This is a genomic window from Gallibacterium sp. ZY190522 (genome assembly GCF_054166015.1).
In genome coordinates, this window is record NZ_CM135118.1 from 2,069,378 (window position 1) to 2,090,362 (window position 20,985).

24 protein-coding genes and 1 pseudogene are annotated in these 20,985 nt (G+C 37.9%); 6 read left to right on the plus strand and 19 right to left on the minus strand.

Annotated features, from left to right (window positions below):
* Positions 1-26: 26 nt before the first annotated feature.
* A complete protein-coding gene (locus ACXPAV_RS09940) occupies positions 27-845 on the plus strand; it encodes a Cof-type HAD-IIB family hydrolase (RefSeq protein WP_285092334.1) in 819 nt (272 codons plus the stop codon).
* 70 nt (positions 846-915) lie between these two features.
* Here the strand turns inward: ACXPAV_RS09940 and ACXPAV_RS09945 are convergent, their stop codons facing one another.
* The 5 genes from ACXPAV_RS09945 to ACXPAV_RS09965 are packed head-to-tail and all read right to left on the minus strand — an operon-like array spanning position 916 to position 4,786.
* Positions 916-1,860 carry a transketolase family protein gene (locus ACXPAV_RS09945; RefSeq protein ID WP_458003382.1) on the minus strand — a complete coding sequence of 315 codons (945 nt, stop codon included), beginning with the start codon at positions 1,858-1,860 and terminating at the stop codon, positions 916-918.
* Positions 1,853-2,674: a transketolase gene (locus tag ACXPAV_RS09950; RefSeq protein WP_081964337.1), complete on the minus strand. Its 822-nt coding sequence runs from the start codon at positions 2,672-2,674 to the stop codon at positions 1,853-1,855. The genes ACXPAV_RS09945 and ACXPAV_RS09950 overlap by 8 nt, the downstream gene beginning before the upstream one ends.
* A gap of 10 nt (positions 2,675-2,684) precedes the next feature.
* Positions 2,685-4,037, minus strand: a complete 1,353-nt coding sequence (locus ACXPAV_RS09955; protein WP_458003383.1) for a PTS ascorbate transporter subunit IIC — start codon at positions 4,035-4,037, stop codon at positions 2,685-2,687.
* An 18-nt stretch (positions 4,038-4,055) separates the two neighbouring features.
* Entirely contained in the window at positions 4,056-4,328 is a 273-nt protein-coding gene (locus ACXPAV_RS09960) for a PTS sugar transporter subunit IIB (protein ID WP_458004420.1), read from the minus strand.
* Between the two features lie 20 nt (positions 4,329-4,348).
* Positions 4,349-4,786: a PTS sugar transporter subunit IIA gene (locus tag ACXPAV_RS09965; protein ID WP_039091876.1), complete on the minus strand. Its 438-nt coding sequence runs from the start codon at positions 4,784-4,786 to the stop codon at positions 4,349-4,351.
* 158 nt (positions 4,787-4,944) lie between these two features.
* Here ACXPAV_RS09965 and ACXPAV_RS09970 point away from each other — a divergent pair, with 158 nt between their 5' ends.
* Positions 4,945-5,967, plus strand: coding sequence for a LacI family DNA-binding transcriptional regulator (locus ACXPAV_RS09970; protein WP_458003384.1), 1,023 nt, complete (start codon positions 4,945-4,947; stop codon positions 5,965-5,967).
* Here the strand turns inward: ACXPAV_RS09970 and ACXPAV_RS09975 are convergent.
* Entirely contained in the window at positions 5,964-6,953 is a 990-nt protein-coding gene (locus tag ACXPAV_RS09975) for an acrylyl-CoA reductase family protein (RefSeq protein ID WP_458003385.1), read from the minus strand. The two genes, ACXPAV_RS09970 and ACXPAV_RS09975, sit on opposite strands and share 4 nt — an antisense overlap.
* A gap of 3 nt (positions 6,954-6,956) precedes the next feature.
* Complete coding sequence (gene rsmD, locus ACXPAV_RS09980; protein WP_458003386.1) at positions 6,957-7,550, minus strand: 16S rRNA (guanine(966)-N(2))-methyltransferase RsmD; 594 nt, start codon at positions 7,548-7,550, stop codon at positions 6,957-6,959.
* Between the two features lie 125 nt (positions 7,551-7,675).
* Between rsmD and ftsY the strand changes: the two genes are divergently transcribed.
* The 4 genes from ftsY (at position 7,676) to corA (ending at position 11,850) form a co-directional block, all read left to right on the plus strand.
* Positions 7,676-9,001 (plus strand): signal recognition particle-docking protein FtsY, encoded by a 1,326-nt coding sequence (gene ftsY, locus ACXPAV_RS09985; RefSeq protein ID WP_458003387.1) that lies wholly within the window; start codon positions 7,676-7,678, stop codon positions 8,999-9,001.
* A gap of 9 nt (positions 9,002-9,010) precedes the next feature.
* Positions 9,011-9,676: a cell division ATP-binding protein FtsE gene (gene ftsE / locus ACXPAV_RS09990; RefSeq protein WP_013745987.1), complete on the plus strand. Its 666-nt coding sequence runs from the start codon at positions 9,011-9,013 to the stop codon at positions 9,674-9,676.
* A 10-nt stretch (positions 9,677-9,686) separates the two neighbouring features.
* Entirely contained in the window at positions 9,687-10,622 is a 936-nt protein-coding gene (gene ftsX, locus ACXPAV_RS09995) for a permease-like cell division protein FtsX (RefSeq protein WP_458003388.1), read from the plus strand.
* A 280-nt stretch (positions 10,623-10,902) separates the two neighbouring features.
* Complete coding sequence (gene corA / locus ACXPAV_RS10000; RefSeq protein ID WP_039136178.1) at positions 10,903-11,850, plus strand: magnesium/cobalt transporter CorA; 948 nt, start codon at positions 10,903-10,905, stop codon at positions 11,848-11,850.
* Between the two features lie 30 nt (positions 11,851-11,880).
* On the opposite strand, the gene napF is transcribed toward corA, so the two are convergent.
* From napF to atpB, 12 genes and pseudogenes are all read right to left on the minus strand, one after another.
* Positions 11,881-12,450 carry a ferredoxin-type protein NapF gene (napF, locus tag ACXPAV_RS10005; protein WP_245176446.1) on the minus strand — a complete coding sequence of 190 codons (570 nt, stop codon included), beginning with the start codon at positions 12,448-12,450 and terminating at the stop codon, positions 11,881-11,883.
* The gene (gene dmsD / locus ACXPAV_RS10010; protein WP_082985553.1) at positions 12,417-13,025 is read right to left on the minus strand and encodes a Tat proofreading chaperone DmsD; all 609 of its coding nucleotides are present in this window, start codon (positions 13,023-13,025) and stop codon (positions 12,417-12,419) included. The genes napF and dmsD overlap by 34 nt, the downstream gene beginning before the upstream one ends.
* 57 nt (positions 13,026-13,082) lie before the next feature.
* A pseudogene (locus ACXPAV_RS10015) lies at positions 13,083-13,172 on the minus strand (dimethyl sulfoxide reductase); the annotation flags it as partial.
* Between the two features lie 430 nt (positions 13,173-13,602).
* A complete protein-coding gene (locus ACXPAV_RS10020) occupies positions 13,603-14,316 on the minus strand; it encodes an IS256 family transposase, variant Zn-binding type (RefSeq protein WP_458004421.1) in 714 nt (237 codons plus the stop codon).
* Positions 14,317-14,459: 143 nt separating this feature from the next.
* Positions 14,460-14,885: a F0F1 ATP synthase subunit epsilon gene (locus ACXPAV_RS10025; protein WP_013745996.1), complete on the minus strand. Its 426-nt coding sequence runs from the start codon at positions 14,883-14,885 to the stop codon at positions 14,460-14,462.
* A gap of 37 nt (positions 14,886-14,922) precedes the next feature.
* On the minus strand, positions 14,923-16,296 hold the full coding sequence (gene atpD, locus ACXPAV_RS10030; RefSeq protein WP_458003389.1) for a F0F1 ATP synthase subunit beta: 1,374 nt from the start codon (positions 16,294-16,296) through the stop codon (positions 14,923-14,925).
* A 20-nt stretch (positions 16,297-16,316) separates the two neighbouring features.
* A complete protein-coding gene (gene atpG, locus ACXPAV_RS10035; protein ID WP_013745998.1) occupies positions 16,317-17,183 on the minus strand; it encodes a F0F1 ATP synthase subunit gamma in 867 nt (288 codons plus the stop codon).
* Positions 17,184-17,210: 27 nt separating this feature from the next.
* A complete protein-coding gene (atpA, locus tag ACXPAV_RS10040; RefSeq protein ID WP_013745999.1) occupies positions 17,211-18,752 on the minus strand; it encodes a F0F1 ATP synthase subunit alpha in 1,542 nt (513 codons plus the stop codon).
* 12 nt (positions 18,753-18,764) lie between these two features.
* On the minus strand, positions 18,765-19,298 hold the full coding sequence (gene atpH, locus ACXPAV_RS10045; RefSeq protein WP_458003390.1) for a F0F1 ATP synthase subunit delta: 534 nt from the start codon (positions 19,296-19,298) through the stop codon (positions 18,765-18,767).
* 12 nt (positions 19,299-19,310) lie between these two features.
* A complete protein-coding gene (atpF, locus tag ACXPAV_RS10050; protein WP_039172398.1) occupies positions 19,311-19,781 on the minus strand; it encodes a F0F1 ATP synthase subunit B in 471 nt (156 codons plus the stop codon).
* Positions 19,782-19,838: 57 nt separating this feature from the next.
* Entirely contained in the window at positions 19,839-20,093 is a 255-nt protein-coding gene (gene atpE / locus ACXPAV_RS10055; RefSeq protein WP_013746002.1) for a F0F1 ATP synthase subunit C, read from the minus strand.
* 56 nt (positions 20,094-20,149) lie between these two features.
* Complete coding sequence (gene atpB, locus ACXPAV_RS10060; RefSeq protein ID WP_039141281.1) at positions 20,150-20,959, minus strand: F0F1 ATP synthase subunit A; 810 nt, start codon at positions 20,957-20,959, stop codon at positions 20,150-20,152.
* Between the last annotated feature and the right edge of the window lie 26 nt (positions 20,960-20,985).

Consider the following 20,985-nt stretch of genomic DNA (forward strand, 5'->3'; position numbering starts at 1 on the left):
CTCTTTTCATTATTCCAAGGCAAGTTATGACAAAACCAGACATTAAAATTATCTTTTTCGATATTGACGAAACACTTTACGTAAAAAATAAAGCTATTCTGCCTACCAGCGTACCAAGCGTTATCCGCAGTTTAAAACATAAAGGCATTATCCCGGCTATCGCCACCGGACGAGCAAGATGTGCATTTCCGGAAAAAATTGATCAATTAATTAAGCAAGAAGGTATCGAATTATTTGTAACCATTAACGGCCAATATAATAGTTATAAAAATCAAGTTATTAGCAAACATCCTATTGCGACAACAGAGATTGAACGAATCATCCATTTTTTACAAATACACCAAATAGATTATGCTTTTGTCGGCAATGAAGCCATTGCAGTTTCCAATATCACGCCGCAATTAAAAAAGGCACTTGATCCGATCACCACCCGATATTTTATCGACCAAGACTATTATAAAACGCACGATATTTATCAACTTTTGCTGTTCTATCCTGAATCACAAGACCAATTTATCGCCAATTCCGGCATTTTGGGTGAGCAATTTAAAACTGTCCGCTGGCACGATTATTCTGTAGATTGCCTTGTTGCAAGCGGTTCCAAAGCGAGCGGTATCGATGCCGTCGTCAACCATTTCGGCCTTACGATTGATAATGTTATGGCGTTCGGTGATGGCTTAAATGACATTGAAATGATAACCCACGTTGGCACAGGTGTCGCGATGGGCAATGCCCACCCCGAACTGAAAAAAATTGCCGATTATGTCACCGAAGATATTGAACACGATGGCGTTCTCAAAGGTTTATTGGCTTTAGGTGTGTTAACTGAAGAGGATTTAATTTAGGAATAGTAAAGTGGCTTAATTTTTCTTACAGAACAAACAGTTAAGCCACTTATAAACGCTTTCTTTTTAATTAAAACATTGATAATGCTTGTTTAACAATATCCTCCGCAGTGAGTTGGTACTCTTTTTGCAAAAAATCGACCGTTCCCACTTGCCCATAACGATGTTTTATCCCTACTCTCCTCATTGGCACAGGACAATGTTCAACTAGTACTTCGGCAACTGCCGAGCCTAAACCGTTTTCAATACTATGATTTTCACAGGTCACCACTTTTCCTGTTTGTTGGGCAAATTTCACTATCGTTTCTGTATCTATCGGTTTTAAGGTGAACATATCAATTACGGCTGCGGAAATTTGATGCTGTTCAGCTAAAATATCCGCCGCTCTTAACGCTTCTGCAACCATAATGCCATTAGCAATTAATGTCACATCCTTTCCTTGTTGCAAAACTTTTGCTTTACCGATAACAAATTCTTCATTGTCAGAATAAATTTTTGTCGCCTGCTTACGCATTGTTCTCACCCAATAAAAACCTTTCAATAATGCTAATTGACGCACAATATTTTTCATCATTGTCGCATCAGTCATTTCCATTACTGTTGCATAAGCCAAACCTCTAACAATTCCCATATCTTCAAACGACATATGTGTTCCACCATTATGTGCAGAAGTAATACCGGCATCAGAAGCAATCACTTTCACATTATTTTGCTGATAATCTACCGACATAAATAGTTGATCGAAACATCTGCGGCTAGCAAAAGCTGTGAATGTATGAAAAAACGGAATATGTCCGGCTATCGACATTCCTGCTGCTAAACCGATACTATGCGCTTCCATAATGCCACAATTAATCACATTTTTCGGATACAGCTTCTGTACTTTATCCATCGACATAGAGCTCATTAAATCTGCTTCTAAATCAATGATTAAAGGATTTTCTTGGATCAATTCAGCCATAGTAGAGGCATAAACTGCTCTCATTTCCAGAGTATCTTTTTCTAAATTACGCATTCTTAACCTCCAACTCTGCAATGGCCTTTTCAATCTGCGCCTTCATTTCATCATTTAGTCTTAAATGATGACTATTTTGCAAACCTTCCAAATAAGGCACGCCTTGCCCTTTCTTCGTGTTTAAAATGATAACTTTCGGTTTGTCTTGTGCTGGTTCAGATAAAATTCGAGCCAACATTTGTACATCAGCTCCATCAACGGCAAGGCAATTAAAACCAAACGCAGTAAATTTCTCCTGCAAATTAAAAGGAGCTATGATCTCTGTTAAAGCTCCATCCAACTGCATTTTGTTGTAATCCACCATCACAGTGAGATTAGTTAAACGATGATGAGCAATAAATTGAAACGCTTCCCAACATTGCCCTTCATTTAATTCACCGTCCCCCACTATACAAAATGTTCTGTTCGGCAAATTTCTTAATTGATGAGAAAAAGCAATTCCGCTAGCAATTGATAAACCTTGTCCCAAAGAACCGGTTGTCACATCAACACCAAGTGTTTTCAAACGATCCGGATGACTAGGTAACAATGTGCCATTTCGATTGAGTGTTTTTAATTGCTCTAATGGGAAATATCCCTTTAATGCTAATGTACTATATAAAGCAGGGCCTGCGTGTCCTTTTGATAACACAAAATAATCTCGCTCATTCCAATTTGGATTTTTCGGATCAATTTTCATCACCTTTCCATATAATGCAGCAAGAGCCTCTACCACAGACAAACTACCGCCGAAATGACCAAATCCTAAATTCATCAACATTTTTAATGTTTCAATTCTAATTTGATTAGCAAATTGGATCAGATTAGTTTCCATCATCTACCCCTTAATTATTTGCTTTTTCTTTTTTAAGATAGTTGTAAGCCACTAACGCTATAAATAAACTGACAATCACAACAGTAATAATATTTTTATCCCAATAATTCGCCATATTTCCTAAGATAATGCCCACTACCCCAAAATCTGCATCTGAGAAAGTAGTATTTGAAAATCCCAAGTTTCCTAATACAGGCAATAGGAATACAGGAAGGAATGTAATTAATATACCGTGTGCGAACGCTCCCAAAATAGCACCTCTGCGTCCCCCCATTGCATTACCAAAGACACCAGCTGTCGCACCACAGAAAAAGTGAGGAACCACACCAGGAAGAATAAGAACCCAACTGAGTTGACCTAAAATAAACAACCCAACTAAACCACCAACGAAACTAGATAAAAAGCCAATCAATACCGCATTTGGTGCATAAGGGAAAACAATCGGACAATCTAAAGCCGGTTTTGCATTCGGCACTAATTTTTCAGAGAAACCAGTAAATGCGGGTACAATTTCTGCAAGAATTAAGCGCACACCCTGTAAAATGATAAATACCCCTGCAGCAAAAGTAACTGCTTGAATAATGGCATAAACTAAATAATTCTGACCGGCACTGAATTTTGATTCAATGAAATCCGGTCCACTCGCGATAGCTAATATTAAATAAATTACCATCATTGTAAGAGAAATGGAGATGGAACTATCACGTAAGAAACTTAAATTTTTCGGTAAATTCATCTCTTCAGTAGACTTTGAGCCTTTGCCTGTCCATTCACCAATAGCACCTGCCAAAACATATCCCACTGTACCGAAATGACCAAACCCCACGTCATCACTACCGGTAATATGCTTCATATAACGGTGTGCAATATAAGGGAAAAATGCCATTACCAACCCTAGAGACAATGCTCCCACAAAGATAAGTTGAACGCCCTCAAACCCAGCAACAGTTAAGATAATTCCAATCATACAAGCCATATAGAAAGTATGGTGACCCGTTAAAAAGATAAATTTCAGACGAGTAAAACGCGCAATAATAATATTGGCAACCATACCAAATGCCATAATTAATGCTGTTGCTGTACCATATTTTTGTAATGCTAATGAAACAATTGCTTCATTATTTGGAATAATACCTTGCACATTAAAAGCGTGTTGGAACATATCGCCAAGCGGAGTTAATGATCCTAATAAAACACCGGCACCACCACCTAGCACAATAAAACCTAAAATAGTTTTAATCGTGCCTTTAATAATGTCCGGTAATGCTTTCTTTTGCGCAACCAAACCGACCAATGCAATAAGTCCAACTAACACTGCCGGTACTTTTAAAATATCTAAAATAAAGAAAAGGAAAGCGTTCATAATAATCTCCTTCTAACATTAATTTTTTTGGAAATAAGATGTAAGTTTTTCTTCATACTCCGCCAAACTTACAATATTGGTCACGACAATTAATTTATCTTCTGCAATACCGCTGCTTGCTGCAATGTCTTTTGCCATTACAAAAACATCTGCATCATTCGGACTGACAGAAGCGAGATCGGTATGTTCAACTTCCGCCTCAATTCCCATTTTTTTCAACACTTTCTTGATGTTCATTTCCATCATAAAGCTGCTGCCTAATCCAGAACCACAAACTGCCATAATTTTCATCATAAACCTCCGAACTGTTACTATTGAATAAGAGAAAAAATTTCATCTATTGTTTTGGCATTGATAATTTGTTTTACCTTATCATCGTCGCCTAATAATTCTGCTAATTCTGAAAGTACAGAAAGATGAGCTGTATTATCTTTTGCTGCCAACATCACAATTAAATGTACTGGATCATTTTCATCCGAACCGAAATTCACGCCGGAAGAAACGACTAATAACGATAATCCTGTTTCTATTGCCCCATCTTCTGGTCTGGCGTGAGGCATGGCAATCTGCGGAGCAATCACAAAATAAGCACCGAGTTCCTCATATAAACGGAAAATATTATCGAGATAACGTGGCTCAATAATCTTCTCGCTAAGCAATGGTGTAGCACACAATTTCACTGCTTCTTGCCACGAAGTCACCTTTTCTATGCGTTGCAAATGCTTTTTTGGTAAAAATTGTTCTAACATAGTGCCTCCTTAAATCTTGTTCATAATTGCAGTCTAGAGGAGCTTTAATTTTCTATCAATCACCAAATTTCAATTTTGTGATAGCGCTAACATTTTATTTTTTCGAAGGAAGAGAATGGTATACTTAACCCTATTATTTTGACTCTATTTCACTCATTATGACTGAACAAAAAAGTAATAAACCTCGCCGTAGTACAGGGAAAGTAACTTTAGCTGATATCGCCAAAAAAGTGGGAGTTGGTGCAATGACGGTTTCCCGAGCAATTCATAAACCAGATTTAGTTTCTGAAGAGTTAAGAGATAAAATTCAACAGACTATTCAGGAAATGGGTTACATTCCGAATGTAGCAGCAAGAAATTTGGCAAGTGTCAACTCCAATAATATCGTAATTGTTACAACATCATTAATTGCCACTGAGAATACACTTATTCTAGAAGGGCTACAGAGGGAATTACAAACCGCTAATGTACAACTTCTGTTTCTTCTTACTGAAAAAGACAAAGATTGGATCAACGAAGCAATTCAATATTCCCCTGAAATTATTGTTTTATTAAATATGGAATATGATGCCAATCAATCACAACGACTAAAAAATCTTAATTTACCACTCATATCCATTGGTGCACATAAAACTGACGGTTTAGGTATCAACATAGGCGTTGATATATCACAAGTCATTCATCTGTTGGTTTCGCATTTATTACAAAAAGGAAAACAAGAAATAGGTTTACTTTGCGCCAATCAACAACTTTCTATTTTCCAACAATATATGAAAAGTTGGCATAGCGCTTGTTTGCAATACGCCATTAACCCTCACCTTGTCCTACACGGTGCTAATCACGCCTCTTTCAAAACTGGAGCACAACTGTTCAACGAGGCGTTTTTACTTTGGGGACGAATTGACGCTTTTATCTGCCTATCTGATGAAATGGCTTGTGGCGCACTATTTGAAGCTCATCGTCGTCATATTAATATTCCTTATGAAACAACAATAAGCAGCATAGGCGGTTTAGAAGTTAGCGAAGTGTGTTATCCCAAATTAACAACTGTAGCCATTCCTTATAAAGAAATGGGAATTCTAGCCGGGCGAACTGTAAGACGCTTATTCAATCAACAAATAGCCTATAAACCGGATAGTATCCTTGTTCGCAGCCGGCTCATCATCCGAGACAGTACCTAACCCACCCTCACAATTGTTCTGCCGTATAACTGGTGATCGAGCATCTTTTTAGCATATTCGGCAGCTTCTGCTAATGGGATTTCACGCGTGAACGCTTGTAAATAATCATCACCGATCAGTTGTGCCAGTTGCTGCCAAACGGCTGTGCGTTTTTCGAGCGGAAAATAAACTGACTCCACGCCTTGCAATCGCACATTACGCAATATAAACGGCATTACTGTGGTTTGCAGTTGATAACTTTGTGCTAAACCGCAGCAAGCAACACAACCGTGATACTGCACACGACTTAACAAATTTGCCAAAATATCGCCACCGACAGTATCAATCACGCCGGCAAATTGTTGTTTTTCTAATGGACGGCTTGGTTGTGCAAAATGGGATCGATCATAAATTTTCTCTGCACCGAAATCCAAAAGTTGTTGATAACGATCCGTATTTCCTGAAACGGCAACCACTGAATAGCCTAATTTATGCAATAAATAGACCGCAATTGAGCCGACACCGCCGCTTGCACCGGTCACAATAATTTGCCCTTTATCAGGCGTAATTTCAGCCTGTTGTAACGCATTCACGCACAACATTGCAGTAAAACCTGCCGTACCTAATGCTATCGCTTTATATTCTGTCAGCGTTATCGGCAGTTTCAACAAATGTTGCGGTTGTACATAGGTATATTCCGCCATCGCACCGAACTGCAATTCCCCATAGCCAAAGCCGGTAGCCAACACTAAATCCCCCACCTTAAACGCCGGATCATTGCTTTCGGCAACACTGCCGACCAAATCAATGCCGGGAATGAAGGGGTACTGTTTAATAATCCGACCGGTTCCGCATAATGCCAACGCATCTTTATAATTCAACGCTGAATAATGCACTTTAACTTTAATGCCTTGTCGTTGTGCTTCAGAGAAAAATTGCGAATCGATATTTTCAATTTTTGCCTGAAAAGGTTGATTTTCCGATTGACGTAATACCAATGCTTTCATAATTCACCCCTGTTTCTGATATAAACGATATGCAACTTGCTGTGTAAATTTCTCTTTTAACAACTGCCAGTTTTCCGGCACGGTCGGTGTTAAGTTTTTTTCCGTTTCAATGTAAATCAACGCTTCCTCCGCCAGCCAACCGTGATTATTTAATAATAACAGTGTTTCTGAAAGCAGATTCTGATGAAACGGCGGATCAATAAAAACAATATTAAAACCTTTCGCTTCAGCCGTTGCTAAAAACGACAAGGTATCCGCACAAATCACTTCGCCCTGCTCTGTTTTAAGCTGTTGTAAATTTTGCTTTAACTGTTTTGCCACTTGTGGCGATTTTTCCAACATTACTACCGAGTTTGCCTGACGAGATAACGCCTCAAGCCCCAAAGCACCGCTACCCGAAAAACAATCTAAACAATCCGCTCCAACAATATCGTGCATTAGCCAATTAAACAGTGTTTCACGCACTCGATCTGAAGTAGGACGCAACCCTTGGGACAACAATACTGGCAATTTACGCCCTCGCCATAATCCACCGATAATTCTCACTTCGCCCTTGTTGTTACTCAATTGTGCTATTTTTGAAAGTTTTTTTGCCATAAATAAAAGAAATGCTAAACATCAATAACATTAAAATGATAAACTAGACGGTATTTTAGTCTATTCTTTTCACTTTGTGCATAACCTTATGCAGATTATCATTTGATATTAATTTGGAAATAAATATGTCGGAAAATAAACAGAAAAAAGGCTTTTGGGCATCATTATTCGGTCGTAATAAATCTCAACAACCGCAACAAAATACACAACAGGAAACAAAAACTGATAAAAATGCAGATAATGTTATTTCAGATCAGCATCCACAAACTGAAGCACCGAAAACTGAAACGCCGATTGCTGAATCACAACTTACCGACACAGAAATAGCAACAACAGAACAGCAAGAAAAACAAACTTCTTCACTTCCACCACAACAAATTGAGCCTGAGCCTGAGCCTGAGCCTGAGCCTGAGCCTGAGCCTGAGCCTGAGCCTGAGCCTGAGCCTGAGCCTGAGCCTGAGCCTGAGCCTGAGCCTGAGCCTGAGCCTGAGCCTACAAAAATTGAAACACAGGAAAAACCCACTAAACAAGGCTTTTTCAGCCGTTTAGTACAAGGCTTAGTGAAAACCAAACAAAATATCGGTGCCGGTTTTCGCTCTCTTTTTTCAGGTAAAAAAATTGATGATGATCTGTTTGAAGAATTAGAAGAACAGTTGTTAATTGCCGATATTGGCGTGCCAACCACTAATAAAATTATTAAAAATCTAACAGAACACGCCAGTCGTAAACAGTTAAAAGATGCGGAATTACTCTATCAACAATTAAAGGTCGAATTAGCAACTATTTTGAAACCGAATGAACAACCTTTGGTGCTAACCGATAAAAAACCTTTTGTTATTCTGATGGTCGGTGTAAACGGTGTAGGTAAAACCACAACCATTGGTAAATTAGCAAAACAGTTCCAGCAGCAAGGTAAATCCGTTATGTTAGCTGCCGGTGATACTTTCAGAGCAGCAGCTGTGGAACAGTTACAAGTTTGGGGTGAGCGGAATCATATTCCTGTTATCGCTCAAGCAACCGGTGCAGATTCCGCTTCAGTATTATTTGATGCAATGCAATCTGCAACTGCAAAAGGGGTGGATATTCTCATTGCCGACACCGCAGGTCGTTTACAAAATAAAAATAATCTAATGGATGAACTAAGAAAAATTGTGCGAGTGATGAAAAAATATGATGAAAATGCACCACACGAAATTATGCTGACATTAGATGCCGGCACCGGTCAAAACGCCATTAGTCAGATGAAATTATTTAATGAAGCAGTCGGCATTACAGGAATTACACTAACTAAATTGGACGGCACAGCAAAAGGCGGTGTCATTTTTGCACTAGCAGATCAATTTAATGTACCTATTCGTTATATTGGAGTGGGTGAAAAAATTGATGATTTACGCCCATTTAATAGCGAAGAGTTTATTGAAGCGCTGTTTATATCAGATAAAGAGGCTTAAGGAACAGTTATGATTCGGTTTTCAGATGTGAGTAAAGTTTATAGTGGCGGAAACAAACCCGCTTTACAAGGAATCAGTTTTCATTTACCTGTCGGCAGTATGACCTATATCACTGGGCATTCCGGTGCCGGTAAAAGCACGCTGTTAAAACTGATCCTTGGTATTGAACGTGCCAATGGCGGTAATATTTGGTTCAACAATCACGATATTACCCGTTTACCTGCATCTGAAATGCCTTATTTACGCCGCCAAATAGGAATGGTACATCAGGATTATCGTCTACTCACTAATTACACAGTGTTGGATAATGTCGGTTTACCACTAGTAATTAATGGAATGCACCCTAATGAAGTAAAAAGACGTGCTTCGGCGGCTCTAGATCGTGTAGGATTATTCCATCGTGCTGATTACTATCCGCAACAACTTTCTGGTGGTGAACAGCAACGAGTCGATATTGCACGAGCAATTGTTAATCGCCCACAACTTTTATTGGCAGATGAACCAACCGGAAATTTGGATAAAGAACTTTCATTAGATATTTTTCATCTTTTCGAACAATTGAACAGTATGGGCGTAACAGTGATTATTGCCACACACGATGTCAATATCATCACACAAAATCCAAAACCTACCATCGTATTAGAACAAGGACACTTAAAACAGTTTATTTGTTAATGGGATTATTATGAACCAACGTCATCTCAACGCTTCCATATTCTTGCAATTAAAAATTGTCTTCCAAATGGTATTTCGTGAACTATTAAAAAGAAAACTCGGTACATTATTAACCGTTATTGTGATCGCCGTTTCATTAACTATTCCGGTAACGACTTATTTATTATGGAAAAATGTGGAATATACTATCGATAACTTCTATCCGGAATCTGAATTGGCGGTCTATCTGAATAAGAATTTGAGTGAACAGGATACAGAACGCGTTGTTGAGTCACTCAGAGCGCAACAAGGTGTTGATTCTCTCAATTATATCTCTCGCCAAAAAAGCCTTGAAGATTTTCGTCAATGGTCAGGATTTAATGAAGAATTATCTCTTTTAGATGACAATCCTTTACCAGCTGTAGTGATGATAAAACCAACAAATGAATATAAAAGCAGCGATAAAATGATGGAATTACGCACAGAACTGGCGAAAGTCAAAGGCGTACAGGAAGTACGTTTAGATGAGGGCTGGATAGAAAAATTAGGAGCAATCTCCTATTTAATCGCAAAAATTGCCACTATTTGCAGTTTTTTAATGAGCTTGGCAGTATTTTTAGTTATTGGAAATAGTGTACGTTCCGATGTTTATAGCAGCCGCACTAATATTGAAGTAATGAAACTGCTTGGGGCTACTAATCACTTCATTCTTCGACCATTTCTTTGCAGCGGCATTATTTATGGTATGTTAGGCAGTATTCTAGCTACTATTTTTAGTTTTTTATTAATCAGCTATTTCTCTACTGCTGTAGGTTATGTTGCTGATATTTTTGCTATAAAAATTGCCTTAAATGGCTTAGCTATTTCAGAAATACTTCTTATGACTATTATCTGTTCTGCTATTGGCTATACAGCAGCCTGGATTTCAGCCAACAAACATATCAATGATTTTGAAAAGAAAAATTAATCTTTAAAGTAAAGTCAAGTTTCATTAATAGTGAAACTTGACTATTTCATTTGACAAGAGTAACATTCCGCCCGATATTTTTTCTATGAGGACAAACACTTTGGACAGTCACAGTCGATACTGGTTTTACTATTACAACTAATATTTTCGCCTCATAGCCTCTTTTGCTTATCGGCGAAAAGTCGGTAAGTATCAAACTTCCCATTATTTTAAATAAACTGGAATCTTTTTTATTTTGTTCATTGCGTTGTTCAAAACCCAACTTAGGGAGTAAGAACAGATGATTGGAGCATTTGCCTTAGATGACGCACGTTTAGTGCGAATTGATGAAAACAGCGATGCATTAAATGATGCAATTTGGATTGATTTATTAGAACCAACAGCTGAAGAACGTGAGATGCTACAAAAAGGACTAGGTCAAAGCTTAGCTTCTTATCTTGAATTGGAAGACATTGAGGCATCCGCACGTTTCTTTGAAGATGAAGACGGATTACATTTACACTCTTTCTTTTATTGTGAAGATGAAGATGATTACGCCGATATAGCCACCGTTGCTTTTACCTTACGCGACGGACGTTTGTTCTCATTAAGAGACCGTGAATTGCCGGCTTTCCGTCTTTATCGTATGCGTTCCAGAACTCAACGTTTACTCGAATGCAATGCTTATGAATTACTGCTTGATTTATTTGAAACTAAAATTGAACAGTTGGCTGATGTTATAGAAACTGTTTATGCTGATTTAGAAAAATTAAGCCGTATTATTCTTGAAGGGAAACAAGGTGAAGCCTTTGATCAAGCACTATCTACTCTTACTGAACAAGAAGACGTAAGCTCAAAAGTGCGTTTATGTTTGATGGATACACAACGGGCATTAAGTTTCTTAGTGCGAAAAACTCGCTTACCAGCTAGCCAGTTAGAACAAGCTCGTGAAGTATTACGAGATATTGAGTCGCTACAACCTCACAACGAATCTTTATTCCAAAAAGTGAACTTCTTAATGCAGGCGGCAATGGGTTTTATGAATATCGAACAGAACAGAATTATGAAGATCTTCTCTGTAGCATCCTTGATTTTCCTACCGCCAACATTGGTTTCTTCCACTTACGGCATGAACTTTGCCAATATGCCGGAATTAACTTGGAAATTCGGATACCCATTCGCCTTAGTTTTAATGGCTCTCGCCGCCTTATTCCCATTCCTTTATTTCAAACGAAAAGGGTGGTTGTAAGAAAAATGCAGTATTCCGATACTGCATTTTTCATTCCATTAATGTCAAATCTATCGCACTCATAAAACAGCTGACTTTACATTCGCCGCAGCCATTACAGTGCGATAAATCAACCATAAGTTGTTTATTACTATCAAGTCGGATCGCTTTTGTCGAGCAGCTTTGTATACAACTATCACACGCTTGTCCCTGTTGTTGTAAACATTCCGTTAAGAAGTATGGTCTTAATTCAGTGTCTGCTTTGAATGCCGGATGTAATGCTTTTGTTGAACAAACTTGTGCACAGAGTCCACAAAAATCACAGGCAGTATAAGTTATCGCTAAAGTCGCTTTTTGTTGTTCAATTTGGATTAACCCATATGGGCAAACTTGCGCACATTTACCACAACCATCACAAAAAGCGGTAAACAACGACTCTTTTGCAGCAAACGGTGGGCGATTTTGTAATCGCCGCAACGATTGTTGTTGCGGTGATTGTTTAAACAGACGAAAAAGCCCTCGTCTTGAAATATTATGATGTGACAAATATGCCGAATAATAACGTTCGTCTTTTGTTGTCATCATTGCTAAAAATAGAGTGGTAATTTTGGAACAGAGCATTTAATGTTCATCTGCCATAACGATAAAGTCTGTTCCGCAATTAATCCGATTCCACGATAAAAAGGCGATTCTGTTTGTTTAGTGAGCAAGCTTAAATAACGCCACACCCAAGTAAACAGATACTTCGCTAAATATTCATCCAGAATTTTCGGATTACTGTTGGCGATATAACCTGCCATCATTAACATCAAGCCGACCTGATCCTCCGGTTCTTCAGTGCCAACATTACAACAGATGTCATTTTTTAACATAAATTTGCGTAGATCTATTAAGGGTTTGCCGAAGATGACAGCCTCTTCATCCAAATAAACTGTACTCCAAGGCGGTGCCGGTAAAGCATTAGGCCCAATAAATTGCGCTTGGAATTGTTCCGGCAAATTATCACGTTGGCGTAACAACGCCACAATTTCATCCTCATTTTTGAGTGCTGGAAACCAATCTCCTTGCCAATCCATATGATCCAATGCATCTAGAATAGGCTTTAAAACAGAGTGTCTTGGTTCAAAATATAATAACATTCCCATCCAATAACCACTTGTTTTTACCCATTCTAAAAACTTTTCTCGTTCCATCATTGTATCTCCCACAGAAAGGAACTACGCCTAAATCATTAGGCATAGCCATCATTAACATCAAACTGCCATACCTACCGTCATATGCAGTCCATAAAAAATGATGCGACCTAACACTTCTCCACCGAAAACTAATAATACCGCGAATAGTAATCCAGCTCTATGATTACTTTTACAAAATAAACTTATTTTATATGACCCTTAGGAGATGCTATTATATGGAGTGTTTTCTGCTCCAAGATAAAAAAGATAATATATATCAACTAATTATAATTAATGAAAATTAGGCATAGTAGACAAAATTGTTGCTGATCTATCAAAAACTATGCCATGTGGACAATTTTGTTGCTAATATTTATTTTTCAAAATATTAGCAACTCTTTTTATTTAAAAAATCCTTTATAAACATAATCTTATGCTATTTTGTTAAGCCATTATGATTATTTAATTGACGTTTTAGATGTTTAAATAATCCTTCAATCCTATTTGTCGTCTTTTCAATATTTATTTCAGTATACTTTTCAAAAGAGAATAAATAATTCATATACCATTTTAAACTGGCATAAGCGCCTCTTATGTTTCAATGCTTATATGGGAAATAGCCTTTTTCATTCGCTTTTTCACTTCGTTCTTTTAAAAAAATCTCGTGCTTTAAATACCATGTATGTAAGCGAAGATAAAATTCATTTTTTGTGCTTTCTGTTATTGTTTTAGTAATAATTTTTAATTCCTTACCTGCTGATGATTGATGTTTTTTTCTTAATTTTCTCATTACAATAGCTATCATATGAAATTGACACATCTGTACCGGAGTATTAAAAAGATCTTTCATTAATCCTCTTCTCCCATCACAAGTAATAGCTTGAATTATATAGCCTTTTTCTCTTAGTCGATTTAATGCTAATTTGTAATAAATATCCTTTTCTGTTCGTATAAAGTGATAACAAACTACCTTATTTGTTTTTGAATCCATCAGCACTAAAACACCAAAATAGCGACCAAAAAAGGTGGTATCCATAATAATGTTCAGGTATCGATTTTGAGGTAATTTTAAGGGTGTTTTGGGGGATTTATCTATATATCTTTGAATGGTTCTAACGGAACAATGATATTTAATTGCAAGTTGTTGATAAGTTTGTTTTCCACAAGTGTAATCAGACCAAATTTTTATTGGCTCTAATTTCTTTTTGAACGTAAATGTTTTATGGCATTGGTGACAAAAATAACGTTGAAAATTATTTAATTTGCCATGTTTCTTTATTTCTGCACTTTGGCAAAATGGGCAGTTTTTTATTCATATTTCAAAAAGAGGGCTTAAAGCCTTGTACTATAAGGCTTTAAGCCACTTTTTAGCAACAATTTTGTCTACTATGCCGAAAATTATTGCCAACAAAAAACCGGCTATATCGCTATAACCGGCTTTTTCAATATTAAGAATTAGCGTTTATTTTTGACTAATTTTTCTGTGAGTTCATAAGCACGCAATTTCGCAAGTTCTCTGGAAAGTTTAGAAGCCATAAGCTCATAATTACCATCCTTATGCGCACTGCGAATATTTTCTTCTGCACGGCGTTTCGCTGCAAGGATACGTTCTTTATCAAGTTCTTCTCCTCGAATCGCAGTGTCCGCCAATACAATCACATTTCCCGGTTGTACTTCAAGAAAGCCACCGGATACATAAATAACTTCTTCTTTACCTTCTTTCATCACTTTTACGATGCCAGGTTTAATCGAAGTTAATAACGGAGTATGCCCGGCGAGAATACCTAACTCACCTTCGCTCCCTGTAACCTGAATACTTTCAACAACACCTGAAAATATTTTTTCTTCCGCACTTACAACTGTTAAGTTAAACGTTGCCATTAGTTATCTCCTTAGCGATTGTTTGCCTTAGGAGCAATTACATTTTTTTCGCTTTTTCTAATACTTCATCGATAGAACCAACCATATAGAACGCTTGTTCAGGAATATGGTCATATTCTCCGTTTAAAATACCTTTAAAGCCGCGAATTGTTTCTTTTAATGGCACATATTTACCCGGTGAACCGGTAAATACTTCAGCAACGAAGAACGGCTGTGATAAGAAACGTTCAATTTTACGTGCACGAGCCACCACTAATTTATCTTCTTCAGACAATTCGTCCATACCAAGAATTGCGATAATATCTTTCAATTCTTTATAACGCTGTAAGATACCCTGTACGCCACGAGCAACATCATAATGTTCTTGTCCAACAACTTGCGGATCTAATTGACGTGAAGTTGAATCAAGCGGATCCACCGCAGGATAAATACCGAGTGAAGCGATTTGACGGCTTAATACGACAGTTGAATCCAAGTGAGCAAAAGTTGTTGCCGGAGATGGGTCAGTCAAGTCATCCGCAGGAACGTAAACCGCTTGTACGGAAGTGATTGATCCAGTTTTAGTTGAAGTAATACGTTCTTGTAAAACCCCCATTTCTTCCGCAAGAGTAGGTTGATAACCTACCGCTGACGGCATACGACCTAACAACGCAGAAACCTCTGTACCAGCAAGGGTATAACGATAAATATTATCCACGAAAAACAATACATCACGTCCTTCATCACGGAATTTTTCAGCCATAGTCAAACCGGTTAATGCAACACGTAAACGGTTACCTGGTGGTTCATTCATTTGTCCGTAAACAAGTGATACTTTATCTAAAACGTTGGATTCTTGCATTTCGTGATAGAAGTCATTACCTTCACGGGTACGTTCACCTACCCCTGCAAATACGGAATAACCTGAGTGTTCAATTGCGATATTACGGATAAGTTCCATCATATTAACAGTTTTACCTACACCCGCACCACCGAACAAACCAACTTTACCCCCCTTCGCAAATGGGCAAACCAAATCGATAACTTTAATACCGGTTTCCAACAATTCTGTACTGTTTGCTTGTTCTTCATAACTCGGTGCAGCGCGGTGAATTGACCAACGTTCTTTTTCGCCAATAGGACCACGTTCATCAATTGGCTCACCAAGTACATTCATAATACGACCTAATGTTTCTGTTCCAACCGGTACAGAAATTGGGCTACCTGTATTAGTTACAGATAAACCACGTTTTAATCCGTCTGAAGATCCCATTGCGATACAACGAACAACACCACCACCTAATTGTTGTTGTACTTCAAGCACAAGACCGGTTTCAACGTTTAATGCTTCATACACTTTTGGCACAGCATCTTGTGGAAACTCAACGTCAATGACGGCACCGATGATTTGTACAATTTTTCCAGTTGCCATTATCATTCCTCTAATCTACTTTAAATTGCAGCCGCACCAGCGACAATTTCATTTAATTCATTTGTGATGCTTGCTTGACGAGCTTTGTTATAAACAAGTTGTAATTCGTTAATCAAATTACCCGCATTGTCTGTTGCAGCTTTCATTGCAACCATTCTCGCCGCTTGCTCAGATGCTAAGTTTTCTACTGCTGCCTGATACACTTGAGATTCGATATAACGAATCAATAAACTATCAAGCAATACTTTCGGATCTGGCTCATAGATATAATCCCAAATACCTTTTTGTAAACGATCGTTTTCCATTGAAGGTAAAGGCAATAATCTTTCAAGGGTCGGTTTTTGCGACATTGTATTAATAAATTTATTAAATACGAGATAAACCGCATCAACCTCACCGTTTCTATAAGCATCCACCATCGTATTAACAGTACCAATCAACTCTTCCACAGAAGGGGTATCACCAATTCCTGAAGTTTGAGAAATCACTTTCGCAATTCCCAAAGATTGGAAGAAGTTAATTCCTTTAGCACCGATCAAACTTAGCTGAACACCGACACCCTTATCATTGAACGCTTTCATTTCATTCATAGCACGTTTAAACAAATTAATATTTAAACCGCCACATAATCCACGATCCGTTGAAACGATAATGTAACCAACATTCTTAATTTCTCTTTCAACCAAGAAAGGGTGTTTATATCCAATGCTACCTTTTGATACATGGCTAATTACGTAACGTATTGTGTCAGAATACGGACGTGAAGAAGACATGCGTTCTTGCGTTTTACGCATTTTGGAGGCAGCAACCATTTCCATCGCCTTAGTAATTTTCTGTGTACTCTGTACACTGGCGATTTTGGTTCTTATCTCTTTCGCACCTGCCATTTCATCTCTCCGTTACGTCTATGGTAATTACCAAGCACCGTTTTGTTTAAATGAGTCTAAAATTGCCTTTAAGGTATCTTTTACTGCATCATCATATTTACCGGTTTTGGTCAATTCTTGCATAAATTCTGCATAATTATTTTGTGCATATTCCAATAATGCAGATTCAAATGAACCAATACGGTCTAACTCAACATCATCCAAATAGCCGAATTCAACAGCAAACAAGACTAAAGATTGTTGTGCCACAGTCATCGGTGAATATTGTTTTTGTTTCAACAATTCAGTAACTTTCTGTCCGTGAGAAAGTTGTTTACGGGTTGCATCATCCAAGTCGGAAGCAAATTGCGCAAACGCTGCCAATTCACGATATTGAGCTAATGCAGTACGAATACCACCTGACAATTTCTTCATTGCTTTAGTTTGAGCAGCACCACCAACACGAGAAACGGAAATACCCGGGTTAACTGCCGGACGAATACCGGAGTTAAATAAGTTGGTTTCAAGGAAGATCTGACCATCGGTAATAGAAATTACGTTAGTCGGAACGAATGCTGAAACGTCACCCGCTTGAGTTTCGATAATAGGCAATGCAGTTAATGAACCTGTTTTACCTTTAACTTCACCATTAGTGAAACGTTCTACGAATTCGGCATTAACGCGAGCCGCACGCTCTAATAAACGAGAGTGTAGATAGAAAACGTCACCAGGGAAGGCTTCACGTCCAGGTGGACGACGTAATAACAATGAAATTTGACGATATGCTACAGCTTGTTTTGATAAATCATCATAAACGATTAATGCATCTTCGCCACGGTTACGGAAATATTCACCCATCGCACAACCAGCATATGGTGCAAGATATTGTAAAGCTGCAGATTCTGCCGCTGAAGCCACCACAACAATAGTGTTATCCAACGCACCATATTCTTCTAATTTACGTACGACGTTGGCAATTGTTGAAGCTTTTTGTCCGATAGCGACATAAACACATTTGATACCTGAATCACGTTGGTTGATGATTGCATCAATCGCCAATGCGGTTTTACCGGTTTGACGGTCACCGATAATTAACTCACGTTGACCACGACCGATTGGAATCATTGAATCAACCGCTTTATAACCGGTTTGCACTGGCTGATCAACAGATTGACGATCAATAACACCCGGTGCAATCACTTCAACCGGAGAGAAACCATCATTTTCAATCTCACCTTTACCATCGATCGGCTGACCTAATGTATTAACCACACGACCTAATAAACCACGACCGACTGGCACTTCCAAAATACGTCCAGTACATTGTACTTCCATACCTTCAGCCAAGTCAGCATAAGGTCCCATTACTACCGCACCAACTGAATCTCTTTCCAAGTTTAGTGCAATAGCATAACGATTATCAGGTAATGCAATCATTTCCCCTTGCATTACTTCTGTTAAACCATGAATGCGGATAATTCCATCACTCACGGAAACGATTGTACCAGTATTACGTGCTTCACTAACGACTTCAAACTGGGCAATACGTTTTTTAATCAGTTCACTAATTTCTGTAGAATTTAGTTGCATCTTTTTTTCCTCTTACAATTGCAACTCATTAGCTAAACGAGCAATTTGACCACGACTACTTCCATCAATGACAAATTCATTAGTACGAATAACTGCTCCCGCAATTAAAGTACTGTCCACATTGCAATTTAATTTAACTTTACGAGCAAGCCTTTTTTCCATTGCAACAATAATATTTTTTTGTTGCTTATCACTTAATGGAAAAGCGGAGGTAACATAAACTTCTGTGATTGACTTATAATCATCCACATACTCTTTAAACAATGCCAACACAGCCGGCAAAACTTGTAGACGTTTATTTTCAGCCATAATACGGATAAGGTTTTCACCATATTTATCCAACTGATCACCGCAAATTTTAATCACTATATCGGCAATTTTATTTGCTGATAAATCGCTGACTAATAAATTTTGCATTCTATCATCAGTAACTACAGCTGCCGCAAAACCTAACATTGTTTGCCACTGAGCTAATTGATCGTGTTCAATCGCAAAATCAAAAGCCGCTTTCGCATAAGGACGAGCTACTGTAGTAAATTCTGACATAGCTTACCTTCCTTATAATTCAGCCACTAATTTATTGATAATGTCGTTATTAGCAGCTTCATCGACATTGCGAGCAACAATTTTTTCAGCACCGGCCACTGCTAAAGAAGCCACTTTAGCTCGTAATTCTTCCTGAACACGTTTACGTTCAGCTTCAATTTGAGCATAACCTTGTTCCACGATTTTTGCTTTCAAAGTTTCTGCCTCATTTTGAACTTCAGCTAAAATTTCATTACGGCGACGATTCGCTGCATCAATAATAGATTGAGCTTGTGTTTTTGCCGCATTCACTTCTTTTTCAATCAGTGCTTGTGTATCCGCTTGTTCTTTTTTCGCTACTTCAGCCGCAGCCAACGCATTCGCAATTTGTGATTGACGCTCTTCGATAGCTTTAATAATCGGTGGCCAAACATATTTCACGCAAAACCATACAAAGATGATAAAAGCTATTGTTTGTCCAATTAATGTTGCGTTGATATTCACAACGGACCTCCTATTGAAGTTGGTTGATTTACTCTATAAAGAGTAACCCGTTATGTATTAACCTAACAATGAAACGAATGGGTTTGCAAACGCAAAGTATAAACCGATACCTACTGCAATCATCGCAATCGCATCAAGCAAACCAGCAACGATAAACATTTTTGTCAATAAAGAGTTTGCTAACTCTGGTTGACGAGCAGCTGATTCCAAGTATTTACCACCTAAGATACCGAAACCAATAGCGGTACCTAAAGCAGCAAAAGCGAACATGATAGATGCAGCGATAATTGTTGCACTAATTACAGTTTCCATATTTTTCTCCAGTTTGGTTAAAGATAACAGCAAAATGCTGAGGTTAAAAAAATCAATTAATGTTCCGATTTATTGTAAGCAATACTTACATAAACCACAGTAAGCATCATAAAGATAAATGCTTGTAATGTAACAACTAAAATGTGGAAGATTGCCCAAATAATCTGCAATGGAATTCCCATTGTGGCAACAAACATATTGGCGGAATACATCACAGCAATCAAAATAAAGATCAACTCACCTGCATACATATTACCGAAAAGACGAAGTGACAAAGATACAGGTTTAGAAAGTAAAGTTACAGATTCAAGGATAAGGTTAACAGGAATTAATGCCCAATGATTAAATGGATGCATTGTATATTCTTTAACAAATCCACTTACTCCTTTAGATTTCACAGTGTAGAAAATAATCAGCACAAACACACCCAAAGCTAATGAGAAAGTAAGATTCATATCAGTAGTTGGTACTGCACGTAAATGAATTTCATCATTACCAGACAAAATAGCGGCTAGCTTCGGCAAATAATCGACCGGAATAAGGTCAATAGTATTCATCAAAAACACCCAAACAAAAATGCTTAATGCTAACGGCGCAACAACATTACGACTACCGTGGAAATTTTCAGTAACAACACCGTTGATCCATTCAACCAAGATCTCAACCGCCGCTTGTAGTTTTGTTGGTTTGCCAGTCGTTACTTTTTGTGCTACACGATAAAATAGATACAAAAAAGCAACACCGCAAATAATAGAGAATAAAAGAGTATCAAAATGGAATGACCAAAAACCCTCACCAGCTTTAAGATTGCCTAAGTGGTGGTTAATATATTCCATAGAAGTAAGAGATGAACCTTCTGCAGACATATTTGTTCCTACTGATTGTTAAGATG